Below are 23,156 nucleotides of genomic sequence, written 5' to 3' on the forward strand. Positions count from 1 at the left end.
CGATTCGACGCCTGTGCAGCGCTTTTGGTGAACGCCTCACGGCCCGCATCCCTCTCCGACTTCCAGATGTGAATATCGTGTGATTGGGTGAGTGCGAACATGCGGCGATGTGCGCGATTCCCGCACATGAGCCGAGGTGGGGCTGGTAAGGGAGTGCACGGCACATGCGGTCGATCCGGATACGGATTCTCGCGATAATCGCGGTACTGGCCATCGTCGGATTCGGCGGCTGGCAACTGCTCCCCTCGGACGAGGTGAACGCGGACGCCATCAAGATCGGCACGTCCGACGAGGTGACCTCGCTCGACCCGGCCGGCGCCTACGACGCCGGTTCCTGGGCGATCTACAGCAACCTGTACCAGTCGCTGCTGACCTTCAAGTCCGGGGCCATCGTGCCGGAGCCGGACGCGGCCGAGACGTGCGGGTTCGTCGGGCAGAAGCTCCAGACCTACCAGTGCACGCTCCGGGACGACCTGACGTTCTCCAGCGGCCGCAAGATCACCGCCGCGGACGTGAAGTACTCCTTCGACCGCATGCTCAAGATCAAGGCGGATGTCGGCCCCTCGGTCCTCTTCCCCAACCTCGCCTCGGTCGTGGCCGAGGGACGCACCGTCACGTTCAACCTCTCGGCGCGCGACGCGACCTTCCCGCAGAAGCTCGCGACGGGCGCCGGGTCGATCGTGGACCCCAGCGCCTACCCGAAGGACAAGCTCCGCATCGGGAGCGAGGTCGACGGCTCGGGGCCGTACATCCTGAAGGCGTACGAGCCCGGGGTGCAGGCCGAGCTGCGGCCCAACCCGTCCTACAAGGGCGCGCTGGCGAAGACCGGCGTGGCGGTCGACATCCGCTACTTCGAGGGGTCCGACCAGCTCCAGGCCGCCTGGCAGGCCGGCGACGTCGACGTGACGCACCGCCAGCTGCCCGCCGACAAGCTGGCGGAGCTCGACCCCGGTGCCACCGAGCAGCGCGTGACCGAGGCGGACAGCGCCGAGATCCGCAACCTGGTCTTCAACGTCCGCGACGACTCGCCGCTCGCGGACAAGCGGGTCCGCCAGGCCCTCGCCTGGCTCATCGACCGGGGCCCGCTGGTCGGCGACGTCTACCACAGCACCGTCGAGCCGCTCTACTCGCTGATCCCGCAGGGGTACATCGGGCACAGCACCCCCTTCTTCGACGCCTACCCGCAGCCCGACGCGAAGCGCGCCAGGGCCCTCATGCAGGAGGCGGGCGCGAAGATCCCGCTGCCGATCGTCTTCGCCCACCGCGACGACGACGCGAACAAGGCGGAGAGCGCGGAGCTGGTCCGCCAGATGGAGAAGGACGGGCTGTTCAAGGTCACCGAGAAGGCCGTGGAGTGGCAGGCCTTCCAGAAGGGGTACGCGGCGGGCGACTACGACGCCTACACCGTCGGCTGGCTCCCCGACTTCCCCGACTCCGACACCTTCAGTCAGCCGCTCGTCGGCCGCGACAGCAGCCTCCACAACGGCTACGTCAGCGAGAAGATGGACCGGCTGATCACGTCCACGCAGCAGTACAGCGACCGCAGCCGCACGTCGGCCGACTTCAAGGAGCTCCAGCAACTGGTCGGCGAGGACGTGCCGCTGATCCCGCTGTGGCAGAAGAAGGACTACGTCGTCGCCACCCCGGACGTGTCGGGCTCCCAGTACCTCTCGGACGGCACCGGGATCTGGCGGCTCTGGGAACTCAGCTGGATCTGACGTCCCGGGGGTTCCCGGCCCCGGGCATGAACTCCACCAGCACGTCGTGGACCTGCCGCACGAGCGGTCGCAGCACCCGGAAGCGGGAGAGTGCGATCGCCCGTGCGGCGAGCGGCGCGGTGCGCTCGACCAGCCGGCGGCTGCGCTCGGTGTTCTCGGTCCGGTCGTAGACCCAGAACAGCACCAGTCCCATCTGCATCAGCCACATGAGCTGGGGCAGCAACTGGTCCAGCTCGGGGTCGCGCTTGACGTCCGACCCGGCCAGGCAGTTCCGGTGGATCGAGATCGCGGCCTCGCGGGCCGCGACGGAATCCTCCGAGAACGGTGAGAGCGGGCTCTCCGGGTCGGCGGCGTTCTTGAAGAACTGGGCCGCGAACCGGTGGTACTGCTGGGCCACGTCCAGCCAGCCCAGGAGTACGCCCCGGATGCGGACGGCGAGATCGGCGTCGCCGTCGAGGACCGGCCGGACGGCCGCCGCGTGCTCGGCGGCGATCCGGTCGTAGAAGCCCTGGACCAGGTGTTCCTTCGAGGAGAAGTAGTAGTAGGCGTTCCCCACGGAGACGCCCGCCTCCTGGGCGATGGCCCGCATCGTGGTCCTGTCGTACCCGCGCTCCTCGAACAGCCGGAGCGCGGTCTCCAGGATCAGCGTGCGGGTCTGCTCGCTCTTGGAGGCACTGGATGCCTTGGGGACCCTGCCGGTCCCTGACGGCTTCGCCGCGTTCGCGTCAGCCACGTTCTCCTCTTCCTTCACCACGGGGCCAAGGCTATCCGGGAGATCCGCCCGCGGGATCCGGCAGCCGGCAGGCCGCCCCGGCGGAGCCGCACGGCTCCGTGGTGACGGACCGGATCGCCGCCGCGGCGTGTACGGTCGCCCTCGCGAAGGGCCGTCCGGCCGCAGTGGTGAGCCAGTGGGCCTTGGGCCGGTGCTCGGCGAGAGCCCAGAGGCAGACGATCCAGGCCGAGGTCCCCCGGTAGACCTGACCCCCGTCACCGACGACGGTGATCTCGTCGAGCGTGGCCGCGTGGTCGAGTCCGGGGAAGCGGCGCCGCGCCTCCGGGGAATCGGCCGGGACGAGGTCGAGGGGGACGAGCTGCCGCTGTCCCTCCAGCCACCGCCGCAGATGGAGGCAGAGGGGGCAGCGGCTGTCGTAGAGGACCGTGATGCGGCCGACGGGCGGTCCGCCGGGGCGTGTGCGGGCCATGCCGCTCACTTCCCGGCGGCGGGTGCGGCCCAGGGGCCCTGGCTGCCCGGGCCGGCCCAGCCCTGCGGCGGTACCGGCGGCGTCTGGTCGCGCTCCATCAGGCTCCGGCGGCGGATCCTGTTGAGGACGTAGACGTTGCCCAGGTGCATCGCGCCCAGGACGAGCAGGACGACGCCCGTCTTCACCGACAGCGCCTCGAACAGCTGCCTGGCGTCGGTGACCCCGTCCGCGTTCTTCAGGTAGAGGGTCACGAAGCCCAGGTTCAGCAGGTAGAAGCCGACCACCAGCAGGTGGTTCACCGCGTCGGCGAGCTTCTCGTCGCCCCGGAGCACGTCGGCGAGGAAGACCTTGCCGTTGCGGCTCAGTGTGCGGGCGACCCATACGGTGAGCGCCACGCTGACGAGCAGGTAGATGACGTACGCGAGCACAGTGAGGTCCATGCCCCACCCTCCCTTGAACGCGTTCAAAATGTTGTCGCACCGACTGTAGGCCTATTCTTGAACGCGTTCAAGTATTGAGAGCGAGGTGCCCGGACCGGCGTACGGCACGTCGGGCGCCGCGAGATGATCGGCCGTCAGATCCGGCGCTCGCGCGGCGCGGAAGAGCACGGGAACAGGAAAACCGGGGACCGGTGGAACGGTCCCCGGCGTGAACCAGGTGTCATCGGGCTCCGCGGCGGTTGCCCGCGCGACCCGGCTGCGGGGCCGCCCGGACCTCGGGGCTCCGACCTCAGGCGCTCATGGAACGCGCGGTGTTGACCTGCGACATGACCATCTGGAAGGTCTCGGGACCCGTCGCCGGGATCATCGTCGAGTGGTGGCGGCCGGCGCTGGTGACGGTGACCTGGATGAAGCCGGTCGTGCGCTTCTCCTTCATCAGGAGGAACAGCAGGCCGATCAGGCAGAACAGCGCGAAGACGATCGCCAGCACGATGCCGACGGTGGGGATCTTCTCCTCCGTGCGCGACATGTCCGTCGCCGTCCACACCGCGCCCTTCAGCGGCATGGTGCCGGACGGCGTCACGATCCCGTCGTTCATCACGGTGATGTCCCCGAACGAGAGCATGGGCACCCCGCCGGTCCCCCCGTGCTGCGCCGGCAGGTTGAAGCCGGGCTGCGTCGGCTGGCCCGGCCCCGGATAGCCGTACCCGGGGCCGGGCTGCGCCGCGGACTCCGGCAGCGGCTGCGGGTAGCCGTACGCGGGGGCGCCCGGCGCCGGATAGCCGTAGCCCTGGCCGTCCGGCATCGTGGGCGGATTGCCCGGCGGCTGCGGCGGGCCCCACTTGTATGAGTCGTCCGCGTACGGATTCGGATCGCTCACAGCGTTCCCCGTTCTCCCTCAAGGCATCTGCTCCCGCGCTGTGCTGCACCGGGAGAGGCGAGCCGGTCAGGCTCCGCACGACCGTACCGCCCCGGCGCGCCCCGACGCACGAAGAGGCCCCGTTCCCCGCACGGACGGTGCGGGGAACGGGGCCTCCTGGCAGTGACGCGTGAGTCAGAAGCGACGCGTGATCAGAGCACGCTTGACTTCCTGGATCGCCTTGGTGACCTCGATGCCACGCGGGCAGGCGTCCGTGCAGTTGAACGTCGTGCGGCAACGCCACACGCCGTCACGGTCGTTGAGGATCTCGAGCCGCTGCTCGCCGCCCTCGTCGCGCGAGTCGAAGATGAAGCGGTGCGCGTTGACGATGGCCGCCGGGCCGAAGTACTGGCCGTCGTTCCAGAACACCGGGCACGAGGATGTGCACGCGGCGCACAGGATGCACTTGGTGGTGTCGTCGAAGCGCTCGCGGTCCTCGGCGGACTGCAGGCGCTCGCGCGTCGGCTCGTTGCCCTTGGTGATGAGGAAGGGCATGACGTCGCGGTACGCCTGGAAGAACGGGTCCATGTCGACCACGAGGTCCTTGAGGACCGTGAGGCCCTTGATGGCCTCGACCGTGATCGGCTTGTCCGGGTTGATGTCCTTGATCAGCGTCTTGCAGGCGAGCCTGTTCTTGCCGTTGATCCGCATCGCGTCGGAACCGCAGATGCCGTGCGCGCAGGAACGGCGGAAGGTCAGGGTGCCGTCCAGCTCCCACTTGATCTTGTGAAGGGCGTCGAGGACACGCTCCTTCGGGTCGATCGAGATCTGGAAGTCCTGCCACTGGACCTCGTCCGAGACCTCCGGGTTGAACCGGCGGATCCGGAAGGTGGCCGTGATGTAGGGGGAGTTGCCGAAGCCGGCCTCGGCCTTGTCGGTCTTCTCCAGAGTCGGGGTAGCCATCAGTACTTACGCTCCATCGGCTGGTAGCGGGTCGTGACGACCGGCTTGTAGTCGAGCCGGATCGACTCGGTGCCGTCGTCCGCGACCTCGCGGTACGCCATGGTGTGGCGCATGAAGTTGACGTCGTCGCGGTTCGGGTAGTCCTCGCGGTAGTGACCGCCGCGGGACTCCTTGCGGGCCAGCGCGGAGGCGGCCATGACCTCGGCCAGGTCGAGCAGGTTGCCCAGCTCGATGGCCTCCAGCAGGTCCGTGTTGAACCGCCTGCCCTTGTCCTGGATGGACACGTTCAGGTACCGCGCCCGCAGCTCCGCGATCTTGTCGACCGCGGTCTTGATCGTCTGCTCGGTGCGGAACACCATCACGTTGGCGTCCATGCACTCCTGCAGCTCCGTGCGGAGCGCGGCCACCCGCTCGGTGCCCGTCGAGTTGCGGAGCCGCTCGACCTGCTCCTCCACCAGCTTCGCCGGGTTCTCCGGAAGCTCGACGAAGTCGTTCTTCGCGGAGTACTCGGCGGCCGCGATGCCCGACCGGCGTCCGAAGACGTTGATGTCGAGCAGGGAGTTGGTGCCGAGGCGGTTGGCGCCGTGCACGGACACGCAGGCGACCTCGCCGGCGGCGTACAGGCCCGGGACGACGGTGGTGTTGTCGGCCAGCACCTCGCCCTCGACGTTGGTCGGGATGCCGCCCATGGCGTAGTGCGCGGTCGGCTGGATCGGGATCGGGTCCGTGTAGGGCTCGATGCCGAGGTAGGTGCGCGCGAACTCCGTGATGTCCGGGAGCTTCGCGTCGAGCTGCTCCGGCGGGAGGTGCGTGAGGTCGAGGTAGACGTGGTCGCCCTCGGGACCGCAGCCGCGGCCCTCACGGATCTCCGTGTAGATGGAGCGGGACACGACGTCACGGGACGCGAGGTCCTTCATGACCGGCGCGTACTTCTCCATGAAGCGCTCGCCGTCCTTGTTGCGGAGGATGCCGCCCTCACCACGGGCGCCCTCCGTCAGCAGGATGCCCATGCGCCAGATGCCCGTCGGGTGGAACTGGAAGAACTCCATGTCCTCCAGCGGCAGGCCGCGGCGGTACGCGGCGGCCTGGCCGTCACCGGTCAGGGTGTGCGCGTTGGAGGTCACCTTGAAGAACTTGCCGGTGCCGCCGGAGGCGAAGATGATCGACTTCGCCTGGAAGACGTGGATCTCGCCGGTCGCCAGTTCGTAGGCGACGACGCCCGCGGACTTCTTGACCCCGTCGACGTCCTGGAGCAGGAGGTCGAGCACGTAGAACTCGTTGAAGAACTCCACGCCCTCCTTGACGCAGTTCTGGTACAGCGTCTGGAGGATCATGTGGCCCGTGCGGTCCGAGGCGTAGCAGGACCGGCGGACCGGGGCCTCGCCGTGGCTACGGGTGTGACCGCCGAAGCGGCGCTGGTCGATGCGGCCCTCGGGCGTCCGGTTGAACGGAAGGCCCATCTTCTCCAGGTCGAGGACGGCGTCGATGGCCTCCTTCGCCAGGATCTCGGCGGCGTCCTGGTCGACCAGGTAGTCGCCGCCCTTGATCGTGTCGAAGGTGTGCCACTCCCAGTTGTCCTCCTCCACGTTCGCCAGCGCGGCGGCCATGCCGCCCTGCGCGGCGCCCGTGTGGGAGCGGGTGGGGTAGAGCTTCGTCAGCACGGCGGTGCGGCTGCGCTTGGTCGACTCGATGGCCGCGCGCATGCCGGCGCCGCCGGCGCCGACGATGACGGTGTCGTACTTGTGGATCTGCATGGTTTTCCTCTGGTCCCTCTGTCCCGGCGCCTAGCGGATGTTCGGGTCGAAGGTGAAGATCACCAGCGTGCCCAGCAGGACGGTGAACACCGTGGCGGTGTACAGGAGCATCTTCAGCCAGAAACGGGTGGTGTCCCGTTCGGCGTAGTCGTTGATGACCGTACGGAGGCCGTTGGCGCCGTGGAGCATGGCGAGCCACAGCATCCCCAGGTCCCAGAGCTGCCAGAACGGCGAGGCCCAGCGGCCCGCGACGAACGCGAAGCCGATCTTGGACACGCCGCCGTCGAGCACCAGCTGGATCAGCAGGTGGCCGATGACCAGGACGACCAGCACGATGCCCGACAGGCGCATGAAGAGCCAGGCGTACATCTCGAAGTTGGTGCGCGAGGCCTTGGGGGTCTTGCCCGTGCGCTGGCGCGGGGGCTCGATCACGGGTGCCGGGTTGTCGACGTCGAACAGGCTCACGGCCTCGACGTCGCCGATCGCCGACGAAGGAGTCTCGGTGGACATTGGCCTCAGCTCCCGAAGACTTCGCGTACGGCGTGGCCGAGGACGGGGTACAGGGCCCCGACCATCAGCACGATCCAGATGCCGAGGACGGTCCAGAGCATCTGCTTCTGGTAGCGCGGGCCCTTGGCCCAGAAGTCCACGGCGACGATCCGGAGACCGTTCAGCGCGTGGAACAGGATGGCGGCCACCAGGCCGTACTCGAGCAGCGCGACGAGCGGGGTCTTGTAGGTGGCCACGACCTCGTCGTACGCCTCGGGGGAGACACGCACGAGAGCGGTGTCCAGGACGTGTACGAACAGGAAGAAGAAAATGAGGACACCGGTGACTCGATGAGCCACCCAGGACCACATGCCTTCCCGGCCGCGGTACAGCGTTCCAGCCGGCACGGAAGAACCCTCCGGGAGCGGGGATTGGGGTCGGCCGGCTTGACTGTCGGTCTGACCCGGCCGGGTACGGTCCACCGGCCCCGGCCATCGTAGCGACGCTTTGTCGGTTCCATGGCGGCGGGGCCCGTCGGTGTGATCAAAGTGGCAATCAAACAGGCACGGACGGGCTATCGGGGGTCGTACGGCAGCGGGGAGGCCGGGCCGGCCGGACATCCCGCCTCCGTCACCAGCTCGATGATGCGGCCCCGGGCGAGTCGTCGCATCTCCTCCGCGGTCAGTGCCCGCTCCTCGTCCGGCTCGTGGGCCAGTCGGGTGCGGATGGCCGCGAGCACTTGGTCGACGTGCTGGGAGGGACGCAGCCCGTCGAGGCAGATCACGAAGACGTGCCCGAAGCGGCTCTCGTAGGCGGCGTGGGCCGCCCGCAGCGCCAGGTGGGCCGCGCGGGGCGCGGCGTGGTGCAGACAGGGCGCGCTCTCCGTCGCGAGCGCTTCGGCGATGTCGGAGGGCGCGAGGTCGTAACCCGCCTCGTCGGAGGCGGCGAGCAGGGTGTCCAGGTCGGGGTAGGGCCGGTGGGCGGCCATGCGCAGGGCCCAGCGCCGGCTGCCGCAGCACTCCAGCAGGGCGGCCTCGGCGAGTTCGCGCGGCCAGGCGTTGAAGTGACGGATCCCGTTCGAGTGGGCATTCTTGCGAGCGCTCCCCGAGACTGGTTCCGGAACAGGAGCCTCCGCCGGTACGTCGCACACGGCCGGAGCGGGGCCCTGACCCTGGACGGGTACGGCGGCCCGCCCTGCCTGCCGAGGTTGTTCAGGCAGGCCGGCGTGGGACTCGCTGGACCTGGACAGCGGGACTCCTCGGACGAAAGGCATCTGTGACCCTGCAGACGGGTCTGGGAGCGGCGAGGTTGCTCAGGGGGCGGAAGTGAGGACTGGGATGTATGTGCCCTAACGCTAGCGAGACCGAGCGACCACCAACCGAAGGATGCGAGAAATTCACCCGCACGGGAGAGTTTCGGAACGCTTGATGGACGAATTGAGCAGGGGAATTGTCCGGCTTCCTCGTCTTCTTTGAACTGTTTTTCCCCCGATCCGGAGGATTCTGACCGATGTCGCCCTCACGCGGAACCATGGTGGCCGGCGCGGCCGTCGCCGTCGCAGCCGCCGTCACCCTGACCTTCGCGGTCTGGCCCGACGACTCCGGCTCCGGGACCCGGAACGGCGGTGCCGCCTCGGCGCGCACCTCGCCGTCCCCGTCCCGGAGCTATCCGCTCTCCACGGCGCCGCGGACGATACCCGCGGTGCGCGAGCACACCCCCGCGCGCGGGCCCGGCTGGAAGCCGGGCGCCGACAGCTCGGTCGTCGTGGACGACCCCGGACTCGCGGACGAGGCGAAGCTGCTCGCCGAGGAGCTGAAGATCGACTACCGCGGTGAGAAGTCCGCCCGTGCGGGTGACGTCGAACTCGCGCTCTCCAGCGGCGGCAAGGGCGGCCCCGAGTCGTACACCCTGAAGACCGCGGACGGCCGGGTCACCATCAGCGGCCCCGGGCAGGCGGGCGTCTTCTACGGAACCCGCACGCTCAAGCAGTCGCTGAGCGCCGACGGCACCGTGCCCGAGGGCGTCGTGCGCGACACGCCGGACCGGCCCCAGCGCGGGTTCAACCTCGACATCGCGCGCAAGTACTACTCCGTGGACTGGATAGAGGCCCGGCTGCGCGAGATGGCCGACCTCAAACTCAACCAGTTCGGCCTGCACTTCTCCGACGACCAGGCCTTCCGGATCGAGTCCGACACGCACCCCGAGGTCGTCTCCGACGAACACCTGAGCAAGGCCGACGTACGCCGGATCGTGAAACTCGCGCAGAGCCTGCACATCACGGTGGTCGGCGAGATCGACTCCCCCGGACATCTCGGTGCCGTTTTGCGCGCCCACCCGGATCTCCAGCTCCGCAACACGCAGGGCGTGGCCAGGCAGGGCGCCATCGACATCTCCCGGCCCGGGTCGGCGAAGATCGTCGACGATCTCCTGAGCGAGTACGCCGAGCTCTTCCCCGGCGACTGGTTCCACGTCGGGGCGGACGAGTACCAGGCCCTCACGGTGAGCGACCCGCAGGCCTCCTACCCGCAGCTCGCCGCCGCCGCGCGGGACACGTACGGCTCCGACGCCACCGTCCAGGACCTGGCGGAGGGCTGGCTGAACGACCGCGCCGCGGTCATCCGCAAGGCCGAGAAGATCCCCAAGGCGTGGAACGACGGCTTCTTCAGCGGAGGTACGGTCACCGCGGACAAGGGCATCGAGGTCGAGTACTGGACGGGCAAGGAGATCGGCGCCCGGCCGCCCCAGGACTACCTGGCCGAGGGCCGCAAGGTCGTCAACCTCAACGACGAGTTCCTCTACTACGTGCTCGGCGAGCCCAACGACTTCACGTACCCGACGGGCAAGCGGATCTACGAGCGGTGGACCCCGTTCGTCCTCCGCGGCACCGAGCCGGTGTCCGAGCGCTACTCGAAGCAGATCCTCGGCGGCCGGTTCGCGGTCTGGGGCGACTTCCCGGACGCGCAGACGCAGGCACAGGTCGCCGCCGGCATCCGGATGCCGCTGAACGCCGTCTCGCAGAAGCTGTGGGACCCGGGCACGCCCGAGCTGACCTGGGCCGACTTCACCTCGCTCGCCGACGAGGTCGACGCGTCGAACTGACCGTCAACTCCGTGGACATCGGGTCGGAGAAGGGTTAGGTTCCGCTGGCCGCGCGCTCCTTGGGGAGGGACGCGCGGCCGACATCCGAGAACCGGAACCCTGGGGGGGTCCCTTCATGCTGTGCACGACCTGCGGTACGAGACCTGCGGCATCCGCGGACGGGCGGTGCTCCGTCTGCGCGGCCACCCGTTTCGCGCCGCCGAACGGGCTGATGCAGCCCGGTCCGGCCCCGATGGCGGAGGGGCTGCACCGGCTGCGCTCGCCGGCCGGGCTCGCGAAGGCCGTCGTGGTACTGCTGGGAGTGGTCATCGCGGTCGACGTGGTCGCCCTCGTGGCCGAGCTCAGCCTCCGGGGCGAGTACGCGAACCTCACGACCATCCCTGGCACGGTGCTGTACGACGCCGGCTCGACCACCCACTCCCAGCTCGTCTACCAGCGGGTCACCTCGGCACAGGCGCTCGCGTTGCTGGTCACCGCCATCGTCTTCATCATCTGGTTCCGCCGGGTGCGGCTCAACGCCGAGGTGTTCGACGCGAGTCTGCAGCCCATGCGGCCGGGCTGGGCGATCGGTGCGTGGTTCATCCCCATCGGCAACATCTGGCTGCCGCGACGGATCGCGGCGGGCATCTGGACCGCGAGCGCGCAGACCAACCCGGACGGCAGCTGGCGCGATGCCTCGAAGGCGCCGCTCAACCTCTGGTGGACGCTCTACCTCGGGTCGACGCTGGTCGCCCAGGTCGCGACCAGGAACTACGAGGCGACCGACTTCTCGCCCGCTCTCGCGGACTCCGTGACCCTGATCATGGCCGCCGACGTGCTCGACATCGCCGCGGCCGTCGCGGCGATCGTCTTCGTGCGCAGGCTGACCCGGATGCAGGGGGAGCGTGCGGCCCTCGGGATGCCCCCGTCGTCCGTGCCCGTGCCCGCGCCCGCCGGGGTGCCGCAGGCCTGAGTCGGACCGTTTCGCGCTCCCACCGCCCGTCCGGCGGGCAGAATGGCAGCCCGGACCGCGGGGGGAGCGCGACGTGGGGTTCTGGGGCGTCTACCTGGTGGGCCGCAGCGGTGAACCGCTCCCGGAACACCCCGCGCTGAGGGAGGCGCGCGGCCTGCTGACGCTGCGTGAGTACCGCGCCGACGGCTGGCAGGTCTGGTGCCACCCCGGCGATCCGCCGCTCCGCCCCATGGCCGCGCTCGCCGACGCCGCGCGGGCGCCCGTGCTGCTCGGCTACGTCATGGACGGGGTCTGCGTGGCCGTGGAGGCCGCGGGCCCGTACAGCGGATCCTGGTACGCCTGCCTCGGGCGCGCGCCCATGGCGGCACATCTCGTCCGGGACGGCACGACGCTGGAGGACCTCTTCCTGCCGCCCGAGGACGCGGCGGCACGGGCGGTGCGGTGGGCGGCCGAATCAGGCCGCGGCGTGGCGGAGGGACCCCTGCTCGAACTCCTGCGCGTCGAGGAACCGGAGTGGTCCGCCGATGAACTTTTCTCCGCATTCCTGGACCGTCTGGGCGTCGAGGGCCTCCGCGGCTGAGCCCTGGCACCCGATTTCCCGTGGGCCGAGTGACGCTTTTCGGCCACCTGGCGCTGTACGCGGTAACAGGCAGCACAGCCCTCGTCACTGAGCGGCGGAGCAGCCGCGATACGAGGGGAGGCGTCGTCGATGACTCTGATGGAGCAGATCGCCCGTGCCGACGAGCGGAGCCTGGCGGCGAGTGCACTCGCCTGTCTGGACCGCTGTCTCACACCGCCGGACGACGGGGGTGATCCCGAGCCGCTGCGCCCGCTCTGGGTGAGCTGCGATACCGGCGAGCAGTGGGCGGAACGCCTCGACGCCGTGCACGCGGCGATGGAGCGTTCCGCGCCCGTGGCCGACGACGGCACTGCCTCGCGGGTGCGCGCGATGCTCGGTGCCGCGCCGCGGGAGTTCACGGCCGGGCCGCTGAGGGCCTGGGCGGACGCGTGCTCGCTCCTCGCGCTGGACGTGCACCGGGAGTTCGACTTCCCGGCGGGGGGCGCGGACGCGCTGGAGCGGTGCCGCACGGGCGGGGCGGCCGACGGCGGACCGCTGGTCAGCGGCGAGGTGCTGCGCCAGAGCGAGATCCTGGACGTGCTCGCCGAGAACGCCGGCACGGCCGGCGGAGGGGCGGGCCTGCGACAGGTGCTGGACCTGTCGGCCGAGGGGCGGCGCGTCCTGCGCGCGGTGATGTCGAGGCGGGCCCGCGGCCGCGCGCGGTGACGTCGGGCGGGCCGGCCGGCGCACCCCGTCCCGGCGGGCAGGCCGAAACGGCCCCGTCCGGGGCGGTACGCCGGAACGGGATCACGCCAGCAGGCCGCCGTCGACCCGGATCGTGGCGCCGGTGACGAAGGACGAGTCCTCACCGGCCAGGAAGGCGACGACCCCGGCCACCTCGTGCGGCTGACCGTAGCGTCCGAGGGGCAGAAGGCCGGCCATGGTCCGCGCGCCCTCGGTCGTCTCGGGGTTCATGTCGGTGTTGATGGTGCCGAGTTGGACGATGTTCGAAGTGATGCCGCGGCGCCCGAGGTCACGGGCCCACCCCCGGGCGTAGGCCTCCAGTGCGGCCTTCGACGCGGCGTAGTCGCTCCCGGCCGCGGCCATCGACTGGATCGCGGCCACGCTGGAGATCACCACGATGCGCGCGCCGTCGGACAGGACGGGCGCTGCGCCTCGCGTGGTGGCGGCGACGCCCACGACGTTCACGGCGAGCTGACGGGCGAGCGCCTCCGCGTCGTGGCCGGGGTCGTCGACGGTTCCGGTCACGTAGACGGCCGCGTTGTGCACGAGGATGTCGAGACGCCCGAGGTCCTCGATCACCCGGCCGGGGAGTGAGGACGCCTCACCGGTGTCGGCCTGGTCGACGCGGTAGGCGACGGCCCGCCCGCCCGCCGCGACGACGTCGGCCACGACGCTCTCGGCCTTGTCCGCCGAGCTGGTGTAGGTGAAGGCCACGGCCGCCCCCTCCGCCGCCAGACGCCGGACCACGGCGGCGCCCACTCCTCGCGATCCGCCCGTGACGAGAGCGGTCCTGCCGTCGAGTCGTGTCATGTCCCAACCTCCGAAGTGCGAACCGCGTCGTGGCGGGCCCGCACAGGTCGTCGCCGCTGCTTCGCCGTGAGGGGCGGGCCGGGACCGACCTCAGGAAAATGTGCTTGTACGGTCAATTATGTGGATGAGGTTCTGCCGCCCCGGGTGTCCGTGGAAGCGGGGGCGTGGGAGGCGGGCGCCGACTCACCGGCCGGACCGTGCGGGCACCCGCACGGGAAGCAGTGCGTCGCGGAACGCGCGGGCCGAGTCAGGACGTCCGGCCGCACGGATCGGAGCAGCGAGGGCGAAGTGGCCTGCTGGGAGCGGCGGAAGGCGGTGTACCGCACCTGCCCGTACCGGGCCGGGGTGGCCTCCCGCACCTGCCCGGACCGGGCCGCGGGACGACGGAAGGACGACCGGGGCCGCCACCCCCCACAGGAGAGGCCCCGGCCGTCTTTCACGGGACCGCAGTGCGGCCCCGTACTCATCTCTGCGCCATGAGTGCGTTTTCTGTCACACCGCAGCGCGTCAGGAGACAGTTGCGGGTTGTACAAGTCATGGACGGGGCACTGTCCGAGCACGTAGCGTGCTGATTCGCGCAGGGCTGCGCGGCAGTGGTGACCAGCTGCGATCGAGATCAGCGGGGCGGGTTGAGGTGCTGGGGGACGACGCGGAGCTGACCGCCGCGGTGCTCGCGGCACAGGACGGGGACGAGGACGCCTTCCGTACTGTGTACCGCGCCGTGCACCCGCGGCTGCTCGGCTACATACGGACGCTGGTCGGTGAACCGGACGCAGAGGACGTGGCGTCCGAGGCCTGGCTGCAGATAGCGCGGGACCTCGGCAGCTTCAGCGGCGACGCCGACCGTTTCCGGGGCTGGGCCGCCCGCATAGCGCGCAACCGCTCGCTCGACCACATCAGGATGCGGGGCAGGCGCCCCGCGATCGGTGGCGACGAGAGCGAACTGGCCGGAGAGGCCGCCGAGTCCGACACGGCGGGGGAGGCGCTGGAGTCCCTCGGTACCGGGCGTGCCATGTCACTCATCGCGCAACTGCCGCAGGACCAGGCCGAGGCCGTCGTACTGCGCGTGGTGATCGGCCTCGACGCCAAGAGTGCCGCCCGGACACTGGGCAAGCGTCCCGGTGCGGTCCGCACCGCGGCCCACCGCGGTCTGAAGAGGCTCGCCGAGCTGGTGGGGGGCGACAGCGGCCAGGAGGGCGAGATTCCGGCGGCCGGGCCGGGACTCGGCGCGGTGCCCGCGCAGCGCCCCTCCCGCAAGGGCGGGGCGGCGCCCGCCGGTGTGACGCATTCGCGTCCGTGGACGCAGAGGGACATGTGATGGCCGACGAGCAACACGGGTGGCTTGACGCGGACGCCGCGGAGGAACTCCTCCGCGGCGCGTGCGTCGGGTCCGTCGACGATCACGGCGGGACCGCACTGCCGCAGCTGGAGGAAGCGCTGCGGGCGATACGGACCCCCGCCCCGGCCGGCGGTGAACTTCCCGGCGAGGCCGCGGCGATGGCCGCCTTCCGCAAGGCATCCGGCAGCGGCGAGCGGGCCGCCGCGCGTTCCGCCGGCGCCCCGCACACCGTACGGATCGGGGCGGCGCCCGCGGCGTCACCCCGGCGTCCGCGCTGGACGCGCCCGGTGCGCTTCTGCCTGGCCGTCTCGCTCGCGGGATGCGCGCTCGGCGGGGTGGCCTTCGCCGGAGGCGCGGGCATGCTGCCCGCGCCGTTCGGCAGCCACGGCGCACCGGTTCCCGCGGTCTCCGTGTCCGCCGCCGCGTCCCCGGAGGAGATGGGCGAAGAGGCGCCCGAGGCGGAGCGCTCCGTCCCCCCGCCGTCCGCGGTGCCGGAGGCGCCCGGCACTCCGCCGCCCTCGAAGAAGCCCGGCGGTGCCGAGGAGAGGCCGGCCGACGGTGTGCCGCCGAGCCCGTCGGGCGGCGGCGCCCCGCCCGCCCCGCAGGACGGCGGCCGGGACAGGAGCAGGGACGACGACGGTGCGCGGGAGCCCGCGGACGGGCGCGACGCACCCGGAGGGGCGGCGGGCGGGGTGTTCGCGAAGTCCGTCCGGGCGTGCCGCGAGTACCGCGCCGACGCCCTGAGCAAGGACCAGGAGCGCCGGCTCCTCGAACTCGCCGACGGGGAGCGCAACCTGGACCGCTTCTGCGACCGCGTCCTCGCGGCGGACGGCCGCACAGGCGGCAAGGCGGGCGGCGGCCAAGGGCTCGGCGACGATGCCGGAGGGCCCTTCCCGCCCGTCAGCTTCCCCACACGGGACGCGCCGGGTGAGGGGCCCGGGGCGCGGCCGACGGCCTTCCCCCGCTTGCTGTCCACCCTGCCCGTGCGCCGCTGACCCTACCTGCGGGTACGCCTGTGACCTGCGCGAACGTGTCAGCTGTAACGTTCTTCGGCGCTGCGGCGCAGTAGTGAGTGCCGACTGGTCATCGGCCGCGCAACGAGCCGGGGTTCCCCCCGTACCTTCGGCTCGGCGCATCCGGCGCGGGCGGGACACGTTCCCCCGGTCCCGCCCGCGCCCCCGATCGCCCCGCCGGTCCCGGCTACCGGTAGACGACGACCTTGTCGCCGTTCTTCACCTGGGCGAACAGCGACGCGATCTTCCCCTCGTCCCGCACGTTCACGCATCCGTGCGACGCGCCGCCGTAGCCACGGGCCGCGAAGTCGGGTGAGTAGTGCACGGCCTGGCCGCCGCTGAAGAACATCGCGTACGGCATGGGGGTGTCGTAGAGCGTCGAGACGTGGTGCCGGGACTTCCAGTACACCGAGAAGGCGCCCTCGCGGGTGGGCGTGTACTGCGAGCCGAACCGGACGTCCATCGCGGAGACCACCCGGCCGTCGATCATCCAGGCCAGTGTGCGGCTGTTCTTGCTGATGCACAGCACCCGGCCCGTCATGCACCGCGCGTCGGGCCGGGCGACCGGCCTGTCGGTCGGCGGGTCCAGTTCCCGGGCCGTCGGCTTCCTCGTCATCGCCAGCAGTCGCCGCCACGTCACCGGGTCGGTCCCGCCCGTACGGGGGAGGTCCCGCTTGCCCTGGAAGGAGCGCACCGCCGCGGCCGTCAGGGTGCCGTAGTAGCCGGTGGGGCTGCGGTCGAAGTGGCCGATCTGCCGCAGCCTCGCCTGGAGTTCCCGTACCCGCTCGCTCCGGTCGCCGACCGACATCAGTGTCCGGGGCGGTGCCGAGGGGCGGGCGGTCGGTGTCGCCGGCGCCGTCGCGGACGCCGACGGGGTGGCCGGGCCGCCGCTCGGCTTGGCGTCGTCCGGGGACGACGCGGCCGTCCCCGGCGGGGTGGCGGGGCCCGCCGGCCCGGCGGACGTGTCCGTGCAACCCGCCGTGAGGGCGGCCAGCACGACCGCACACGCGGCCGCCGCGCGCACCCCGCCTGTCCGGCTGCCGGCCCGTACACGTCCCATCATCGGCCCCCCTGGCTGTCCTGCCGCCGCCCGCGTGACGCGGATGTCCCAGGAGACGGATTCCCGCCCTGCCCGGTTGCCGAATCCTGCGCATGATGGGAGTGGTCCGTCCGGGGCGGGGGCGCGCGCTGTGAGCAAGCTCCCAGCGGAGGGCTCCCGACAGACCGGGGCGTCGCCGCTAGAGTCCGTCGCGAGATTTGTTACCGGTAAGTAGCTTGAGCGGGAGGCACAGCACATGACGCGTGAGTCCGAGTCGGGACTGCCCATCGAGCCGGTGTACGGGCCGGACGCCCTCGACGGCTGGCGGGCCGACGAGAAACTGGGCGAGCCCGGGGCGTACCCCTTCACACGCGGTGTCTACCCCACCATGTACACGGGCCGGCCGTGGACCATGCGGCAGTACGCGGGATTCGGCACCGCCACGGAGTCCAACGCCCGCTACAAGCAGCTGATCGCCAACGGCACCGCCGGCCTGTCCGTCGCGTTCGACCTGCCGACCCAGATGGGGCACGACTCGGACGCCCCCATCGCCTCCGGCGAGGTCGGCAAGGTCGGGGTCGCCATCGACTCGCTCGACGACATGCGCGTCCTCTTCGACGGCATCCCGCTGGGCGAGGTCTCCACCTCGATGACCATCAACGCCCCCGCGTCGCTCCTGCTGCTGCTCTACCAACTGGTCGCCGAGGAGCAGGGCGTGCCCGCGGACCGGCTCACGGGCACCATCCAGAACGACGTGCTCAAGGAGTACATCGCCCGGGGCACGTACATCTTCCCGCCGAAGCCGTCGCTGCGGCTGATCGCCGACATCTTCAAGTACTGCCGGGCCGAGATCCCGAAGTGGAACACCATCTCGATCTCCGGTTACCACATGGCCGAGGCGGGCGCCTCGCCCGCGCAGGAGATCGCGTTCACGCTCGCGGACGGCATCGAGTACGTCCGCACCGCCGTCGCCGCGGGCATGGACGTGGACGACTTCGCGCCCCGGCTCTCCTTCTTCTTCGTCGCCCGTACGACGATCCTGGAGGAGGTCGCCAAGTTCCGTGCCGCGCGCCGGATCTGGGCGCGGGTGATGAAGGAGGAGTTCGGCGCGAGGAACCCCAAGTCCCTGATGCTGCGCTTCCACACCCAGACCGCGGGCGTCCAGCTCACCGCCCAGCAGCCCGAGGTCAACCTGGTCCGGGTCGCGGTCCAGGGCCTGGGCGCCGTGCTCGGCGGCACGCAGTCGCTGCACACCAACTCCTTCGACGAGGCGATCGCGCTGCCGACCGACAAGTCGGCCCGCCTCGCGCTGCGCACCCAGCAGGTACTGGCGTACGAGACGGACGTGACGGCCACGGTGGACCCGTTCGCCGGCAGCTACGTCGTCGAGAGGATGACCGACGACGTCGAGGCCGCGGCCCTGGAACTGATGCTCAAGGTCGAGGACATGGGCGGCGCGGTCGAGGCCATCGAACGCGGCTTCCAGAAGGGCGAGATCGAGCGCAGCGCCTACCGGGTCGCGCAGGAGACGGACAGCGGCGAGCGGGTCGTCGTCGGCGTCAACCGCTTCCGGCTGGACGAGGAGGAGCCGTACGAGCCCCTCCGTGTCGACCCGGCGATCGAGGCCCAGCAGGCGGCCCGCCTGGCGAAGCTCCGCGCCGGACGCGACCAGGGTGCGGTGGACGCGGCGCTGGCGGAACTCAGGAAGGCGGCCGAGGGGACGGACAACGTCCTCTACCCGATGAAGGACGCCCTCAAGGCGCGGGCCACCGTGGGCGAGGTCTGCAACGCGCTGCGGGAGATCTGGGGCGCGTACGTGCCGACCGACGCGTTCTGAGCGGCCTGGGCCGGGGAGCCGCGACCTGCTGCCGGTCGTCACCGCGCGAGTGATCCCGCGCTGGCCCCCCGGGCCCGTGGACCGGTCCCGGGCAGCGACGGGCGGTGGATTTCCGCCATGTGAACCGTCTGGACGGAGTGCCGTACCCGCGTGCGACACTCCGTCCATGCTGGGTGTCACCGATCTTCCGACCTATCTCGCCGGCCTGGTGCTGATCATTCTGCTGCCGGGGCCGAACTCGCTGTACGTGCTGTCCGTCGCCGCCCGGCGCGGCGTGCGCACCGGCTATGTGGCCGCTGCCGGTGTGTGGACCGGGGACACGGTCCTGATGACCTTGTCGGCGCTGGGCGCCGCCTCGCTGCTGCAGACGACGCCGCTGCTGTTCGCCGTCGTCAAGTACGCGGGCGCCGGTTATCTGACGTGGCTGGCGATCGGGATGATGCGGGCCGCCGCGTCGATGTGGCGCGAGCGGCACCGGCGGGCAGCCGAGCTGACGGAGGAGAGCGCCGCACCGTCGGCAGCCGCGGAAGACCCCTACCGGCGGGCGCTCGTGGTCAGCATCTTCAACCCGAAGGCCATCCTGTTCCTCATCTCCTTCTTCGTGCAGTTCGTCGACCCGGGGTACGCCTATCCGGCGCTGTCCTTCCTCCTGCTCGGCACCCTCCTGCAGATCGGCAGCTTCCTCTACCTCTCGACGCTGATCTTCGGCGGCGCCCGGCTGGCCGCCCTCTTCCACCGCCGCAAGCGGCTGTCGGCGGGGGCCACCACGGCGGCGGGTGTGCTGTTCCTCGGGTTCGCGGCGAAGCTGTCGCTCAGCGGGGTCTGAACCGGGCCGGACCCGTCCGACCGGGTCCGGTGGCAGGGCTCAGTGGTGCCAGGCCTTGCCGCCCACGTTGTGGATCATCCGCTGGAGCACCTTCAGGGCAGCGACGAACTCCTCGTCCGGGATGCCGGCGTGGATCTCCGCGCTCGCCCTGCCGACCCGTTCGAACGCCTCGGCGCGCAGGGCGTGTCCTTCGGGGGTGAGCCGGAGGCGGGTGGCGGGGTCCTCCGTGACCAGGCCCTTGGCGATGAGGGCGTCGATCTCCGGTTCCAGCGCGTCGCCGACGTTCAGGTAGCCGCGGAGCAGCGCGACCACCTCGGCGCGCGGACGGCCGTGCTCGTCCGCCTCGGTGAGCTGGTTGAGGACCCACCAGGGAGGCTGGGTCAGTCCGTGTTCGGCCAGTGCGGCCCTGATGTAGGTCACGGTCGCCTCGTGGGCCGCCCAGCTCCAGTAGCCGATCGGCTGCCGGGCCAGCCCCGCGTCGTCATGTGAGTAGTCCATGTCCTGGACCGTAGGAGCTCAAGCGGACTTGAGGTCAAGGCCCAGTGGTCCGGCGTACTCCGCGAGACCCCGGAGGTCCTCGCCCGCCCAGCCGATGTAGCCGTCGGGCCGGCGCTGCTCCGCTACCGCGACGGCGCCAAGGTCTACAGCGGAGCCCGGTTCACCGGCACCGACCACGCCGACGGCCTGGAGGCACACCTCCGCACGATGGTCGACGCAGGGTTCGAGCTGTGGCAGGCGGTGCGCGCGGGGACGACCGTGAACGCGTACACGATGGGCTTCGTCACCGAGGAGCAGGGCGTCCAGCCCATGCCGGACGAGCGGCGGGACGGGTACGACGTCGACGAGCGGGCCGGACGACTGAAGCGCTATCCCCTCGCGGCGGCGGCCGGGGCCGAGATGTTCACCCACTACGACGAACGCTTCGAGGACGGCCTGTGGATCGTCGTCGCGGGCATCGAAGCCCGGTACGGGGTGGCGTAGGGGCGCCCGGCTCGCCCCGGCCCCGGCTCGCCCCGGCCCCGGCCCCGGCTCGCCTCGGCCCCGGGTCACCCCGGGGACGCCCAGAGTTCACCGTTCGTCGGGCCGTGCGACACCCTCCCCTTCACCCGCGTCACTAGCGTGGGCGGACCAAGATCGAAGGCGAGGGTCCGCGTGCCGAAACTGTCCGTTGTCGTGCCGTTCCACAATGTCGGCGCCTTCGCCGACACGACGCTGGGCAGTCTCGCCCGCAACACCGGCCCGGACATCGAGTTCCTGCTGGTGGACGACTGCTCCACGGACGACACACCGGCCGTCATCGACCGCTGGGCCGACAGACTCCCGAACGCCGAGGTCATCCGGCACGAGAAGAACCAGGGCATCGCCGCGGCCCGCAACAGCGGCATCGACGCGGCCCGCGGCGACTTCGTCACCTTCCTCGACGGCGACGACTGGTACGCCCCCGGCCATCTCGGCCGGCTGCTGCACGCCGCCGCCGGGCTGGACTGCGACTTCGCCCGCACCGACCACGTCCAGGCCACCGGCACCGCCCGGATCGTGAAGCGGGCACCCGCCCCGCTCCGTGAGACCGTGCTGGACCCGCGGGAGGGCATCGCCTCGCCCGGGTTCGAGACGATGGTCGACTACCCCTTCGTCTGGGCGGGCGTCTACCACCGGCGGCTCTTCGACGACGGCGGCCACCGCTTCACCACCCGGCTGCGCACCGCGGAGGACCGGCTGTGGATCTGGCAGCTGCACCTGCGGGCACGCAGCTACGCGGCGCTGAACCTGTACGGCGTCTTCTACCGGCGCGGGGTCACCACCTCCCTGACCCAGATCAAGGACTCCCGCCAGCTGGACTTCTTCCCCGCCTACGACACGCTGCTGGACGAGATCCGCGAGGACCGGGACGCGGAGATCCTCCTTCCCAAGGCGGTCCGCACCTACTGCGCGATGATCGCCTTCCACAACGAGAAGGCGGACGCGTACGAGCCCGCGACCTTCCGGCGGCTGCGCCACGAGTCGGCCGCCGCGCTGCACCGCATGCCGCAGCAGGTGCTCGACCACACCCTGACGATGATGGACGCCAAGCGCAGCACCCTGCTCAACCGCCTGCGTGACAAGCAGAAGGCCGCCTGACCCATGCCCACGCGACGCACCCAGATCTTCCAGGTCTCGACCCTCTACGGGGCGGCCACGCTTGCCGCGGCGCTCGACGCCGGACAGTTCGGGCCCGGGCAGGACAGCCATCGCGTCCTGCTCGTCTCCAACAACGCCGCGATCCCCGAAACCGCCCTCCGGCTGGAGGACATGCGGGGTTACGGCGACATCGCGGCCCGCTTCGACGCCGTCGTCGACTGGAACGAGGCCATCAGCCCGCACCATCCGAGCGGCTGGGGTCCGCGGCCCGAGGAGACCGAGCTCTGGCAGCGCGCCTTCCGGCTCGCCTGGGGCATCGATCCCACCGGGCCCGTCGACCTCGCCGTCGAATCCATCCAGGTCAACCCCGCCCGCGCACTCGCCGCGATCTTCGCCGAGAGCGCCGTACACGTCTACGCCGACGGCCTGATGAGCTACGGCCCGACGCGCAACAAGGTGCCGCGGTCCATCGCCTGCCGCATCCAGCGCGTGCTGCACCTGGACCTCGTACCGGGACTGCGGCCCCTCCTCCTGGCCGAGTCGGGGGTCGAGCCCGAGCTCGTCCCGAACGACTCCTTCCGCAAGGTGCTCGGCGAGATCGCAGGATCGGCGGACGGCGACCGGCAGCTCGCGGCGGCCGTGGAGGCGGCGCCCACGGCCATGCTCCTCGGGCAGTACCTCGCGGCCCTGAACATCCTCACCGCCGAGGAGGAGGAGGACCTGCACATCCGCATGCTGCGCGGCGCGGCGCGGGCGGGCCACACCTCCGTCCTGTTCAAACCGCACCCCACCGCGCCGGCCCGCTACTCGCGGGCGCTGGACGACACCGCCGCCGAGCTGGGGGTGCGGCTGACGACGCTGGACGGCCCGCTGCTCGCCGAGACCCTCTACGAACGCTGCGCGCCCACACTCGTCGTCGGCTGCTTCTCGACCGCGATGTTCACCGCCGCCGCCTACTACGGCATCCCCGTCGCCCGCGTCGGGACCCGTCTCGTGCTGGACCGCATCACCCCGTACGAGAACAGCAACCGCGTCCCGCTGACGATCGTCGACCACCTCGTGCCCGACCTGGACGCGCACAGCGGTGAGCCCGTGGCCGAACTGCCGTCCACCGCACCGGAGACCCTGGCGCCGCTGGTCAGGACCGTCGGCTACTGCATGCAGTCCGGCCTCCACCCCACGCTGCGCGCCGAGGCCGAGTCCTGGCTGCGGGACCACCTCGACGCCACCACGCAGCACTACTTCAAGCGGCGGCGCCTCCAGAAGCTCACGCTTCCCGGCGGCGGCCCGCGAGGAGCGGCGATCCGGCTGCGCCGCACCGTACGCCGCACCCGCACCAGCCTGGGCCTCTGACCCCGGAACCGGGGAGCGCGCCCCGGCCGGCCACTGATGACA

At 71.1% G+C, this 23,156-nt stretch carries 24 protein-coding genes and 1 pseudogene; 12 read left to right on the plus strand and 13 right to left on the minus strand.

Annotation, left to right across the window (positions count from 1 at the left end; all coding sequences use genetic code 11):
* The first annotated feature begins 164 nt into the window (after positions 1-164).
* Positions 165-1,718, plus strand: coding sequence for an ABC transporter substrate-binding protein (locus OHT61_RS19990; protein WP_329040138.1), 1,554 nt, complete (start codon positions 165-167; stop codon positions 1,716-1,718).
* Here the strand turns inward: OHT61_RS19990 and OHT61_RS19995 are convergent.
* The 9 genes from OHT61_RS19995 to OHT61_RS20035 form a co-directional block, all read right to left on the minus strand.
* On the minus strand, positions 1,705-2,472 hold the full coding sequence (locus OHT61_RS19995; RefSeq protein WP_443049490.1) for a TetR family transcriptional regulator: 768 nt from the start codon (positions 2,470-2,472) through the stop codon (positions 1,705-1,707). The genes OHT61_RS19990 and OHT61_RS19995 overlap by 14 nt on opposite strands.
* 10 nt (positions 2,473-2,482) lie before the next feature.
* On the minus strand, positions 2,483-2,920 hold the full coding sequence (locus OHT61_RS20000; RefSeq protein ID WP_329040139.1) for a thiol-disulfide oxidoreductase DCC family protein: 438 nt from the start codon (positions 2,918-2,920) through the stop codon (positions 2,483-2,485).
* 5 nt (positions 2,921-2,925) lie between these two features.
* On the minus strand, positions 2,926-3,360 hold the full coding sequence (locus tag OHT61_RS20005; protein ID WP_329040140.1) for a hypothetical protein: 435 nt from the start codon (positions 3,358-3,360) through the stop codon (positions 2,926-2,928).
* Between the two features lie 289 nt (positions 3,361-3,649).
* Positions 3,650-4,240: a hypothetical protein gene (locus OHT61_RS20010; RefSeq protein WP_329040141.1), complete on the minus strand. Its 591-nt coding sequence runs from the start codon at positions 4,238-4,240 to the stop codon at positions 3,650-3,652.
* A gap of 174 nt (positions 4,241-4,414) precedes the next feature.
* Positions 4,415-5,182, minus strand: a complete 768-nt coding sequence (locus tag OHT61_RS20015) for a succinate dehydrogenase iron-sulfur subunit (RefSeq protein ID WP_329040142.1) — start codon at positions 5,180-5,182, stop codon at positions 4,415-4,417.
* A complete protein-coding gene (sdhA, locus tag OHT61_RS20020; RefSeq protein ID WP_329040143.1) occupies positions 5,182-6,936 on the minus strand; it encodes a succinate dehydrogenase flavoprotein subunit in 1,755 nt (584 codons plus the stop codon). The genes OHT61_RS20015 and sdhA overlap by 1 nt, the downstream gene beginning before the upstream one ends.
* Before the next feature lie 30 nt (positions 6,937-6,966).
* Positions 6,967-7,446, minus strand: coding sequence for a succinate dehydrogenase hydrophobic membrane anchor subunit (locus OHT61_RS20025; protein WP_329040144.1), 480 nt, complete (start codon positions 7,444-7,446; stop codon positions 6,967-6,969).
* Positions 7,447-7,451: 5 nt separating this feature from the next.
* A complete protein-coding gene (sdhC, locus tag OHT61_RS20030) occupies positions 7,452-7,832 on the minus strand; it encodes a succinate dehydrogenase, cytochrome b556 subunit (protein WP_073744455.1) in 381 nt (126 codons plus the stop codon).
* Between the two features lie 167 nt (positions 7,833-7,999).
* Complete coding sequence (locus OHT61_RS20035; RefSeq protein ID WP_329040145.1) at positions 8,000-8,575, minus strand: 2-oxo-4-hydroxy-4-carboxy-5-ureidoimidazoline decarboxylase; 576 nt, start codon at positions 8,573-8,575, stop codon at positions 8,000-8,002.
* 359 nt (positions 8,576-8,934) lie between these two features.
* Between OHT61_RS20035 and OHT61_RS20040 the strand changes: the two genes are divergently transcribed.
* The 4 genes from OHT61_RS20040 (at position 8,935) to OHT61_RS20055 (ending at position 12,761) form a co-directional block, all read left to right on the plus strand.
* Positions 8,935-10,524, plus strand: coding sequence for a family 20 glycosylhydrolase (locus tag OHT61_RS20040; RefSeq protein WP_329040146.1), 1,590 nt, complete (start codon positions 8,935-8,937; stop codon positions 10,522-10,524).
* Positions 10,525-10,639: 115 nt separating this feature from the next.
* Positions 10,640-11,476: a DUF4328 domain-containing protein gene (locus tag OHT61_RS20045; RefSeq protein ID WP_329040147.1), complete on the plus strand. Its 837-nt coding sequence runs from the start codon at positions 10,640-10,642 to the stop codon at positions 11,474-11,476.
* Positions 11,477-11,549: 73 nt separating this feature from the next.
* Positions 11,550-12,056 carry a hypothetical protein gene (locus tag OHT61_RS20050; protein WP_329040148.1) on the plus strand — a complete coding sequence of 169 codons (507 nt, stop codon included), beginning with the start codon at positions 11,550-11,552 and terminating at the stop codon, positions 12,054-12,056.
* A gap of 129 nt (positions 12,057-12,185) precedes the next feature.
* Positions 12,186-12,761, plus strand: a complete 576-nt coding sequence (locus OHT61_RS20055) for a hypothetical protein (protein ID WP_329040149.1) — start codon at positions 12,186-12,188, stop codon at positions 12,759-12,761.
* 81 nt (positions 12,762-12,842) lie between these two features.
* Here OHT61_RS20055 and OHT61_RS20060 read toward each other — a convergent pair whose 3' ends face one another.
* Positions 12,843-13,589, minus strand: coding sequence for an SDR family NAD(P)-dependent oxidoreductase (locus OHT61_RS20060; protein WP_329040150.1), 747 nt, complete (start codon positions 13,587-13,589; stop codon positions 12,843-12,845).
* Positions 13,590-14,223: 634 nt separating this feature from the next.
* Here OHT61_RS20060 and OHT61_RS20065 point away from each other — a divergent pair.
* Together OHT61_RS20065 and OHT61_RS20070 are read left to right on the plus strand one after the other, a co-directional pair.
* A complete protein-coding gene (locus OHT61_RS20065) occupies positions 14,224-14,907 on the plus strand; it encodes an RNA polymerase sigma factor (RefSeq protein WP_329043331.1) in 684 nt (227 codons plus the stop codon).
* The gene (locus tag OHT61_RS20070) at positions 14,907-15,923 is read left to right on the plus strand and encodes a hypothetical protein (protein ID WP_329040151.1); all 1,017 of its coding nucleotides are present in this window, start codon (positions 14,907-14,909) and stop codon (positions 15,921-15,923) included. Before OHT61_RS20065 ends, OHT61_RS20070 begins: the two co-directional genes overlap by 1 nt.
* Before the next feature lie 205 nt (positions 15,924-16,128).
* Here OHT61_RS20070 and OHT61_RS20075 read toward each other — a convergent pair whose 3' ends face one another.
* Positions 16,129-17,001, minus strand: a complete 873-nt coding sequence (locus OHT61_RS20075; protein ID WP_329043332.1) for a L,D-transpeptidase family protein — start codon at positions 16,999-17,001, stop codon at positions 16,129-16,131.
* Positions 17,002-17,236: 235 nt separating this feature from the next.
* Between OHT61_RS20075 and OHT61_RS20080 the strand changes: the two genes are divergently transcribed.
* Entirely contained in the window at positions 17,237-18,817 is a 1,581-nt protein-coding gene (locus OHT61_RS20080; protein WP_329040152.1) for an acyl-CoA mutase large subunit family protein, read from the plus strand.
* A 166-nt stretch (positions 18,818-18,983) separates the two neighbouring features.
* Entirely contained in the window at positions 18,984-19,643 is a 660-nt protein-coding gene (gene leuE / locus OHT61_RS20085) for a leucine efflux protein LeuE (RefSeq protein WP_329040153.1), read from the plus strand.
* A gap of 39 nt (positions 19,644-19,682) precedes the next feature.
* Here leuE and OHT61_RS20090 read toward each other — a convergent pair whose 3' ends face one another.
* Together OHT61_RS20090 and OHT61_RS20095 are read right to left on the minus strand one after the other, a co-directional pair.
* Positions 19,683-20,141 carry a MarR family winged helix-turn-helix transcriptional regulator gene (locus OHT61_RS20090; protein WP_329040154.1) on the minus strand — a complete coding sequence of 153 codons (459 nt, stop codon included), beginning with the start codon at positions 20,139-20,141 and terminating at the stop codon, positions 19,683-19,685.
* An 18-nt stretch (positions 20,142-20,159) separates the two neighbouring features.
* Positions 20,160-20,339, minus strand: coding sequence for a hypothetical protein (locus OHT61_RS20095; RefSeq protein WP_329040155.1), 180 nt, complete (start codon positions 20,337-20,339; stop codon positions 20,160-20,162).
* Here OHT61_RS20095 and OHT61_RS20100 point away from each other — a divergent pair.
* From OHT61_RS20100 to OHT61_RS20110, 3 genes and pseudogenes are all read left to right on the plus strand, one after another.
* Positions 20,253-20,624 (plus strand): annotated as a pseudogene (locus OHT61_RS20100) (TetR/AcrR family transcriptional regulator C-terminal domain-containing protein); the annotation flags it as partial. The gene OHT61_RS20095 and the pseudogene OHT61_RS20100 sit on opposite strands and share 87 nt — an antisense overlap.
* A 171-nt stretch (positions 20,625-20,795) precedes the next feature.
* Positions 20,796-21,761, plus strand: a complete 966-nt coding sequence (locus OHT61_RS20105) for a glycosyltransferase family 2 protein (RefSeq protein WP_329040156.1) — start codon at positions 20,796-20,798, stop codon at positions 21,759-21,761.
* A gap of 3 nt (positions 21,762-21,764) precedes the next feature.
* Entirely contained in the window at positions 21,765-23,114 is a 1,350-nt protein-coding gene (locus OHT61_RS20110) for a polysialyltransferase family glycosyltransferase (RefSeq protein ID WP_329040157.1), read from the plus strand.
* Positions 23,115-23,156: the final 42 nt, after the last annotated feature.

It is taken from the genome of Streptomyces sp. NBC_00178 (assembly GCF_036206005.1).
Classification (GTDB): domain Bacteria; phylum Actinomycetota; class Actinomycetes; order Streptomycetales; family Streptomycetaceae; genus Streptomyces.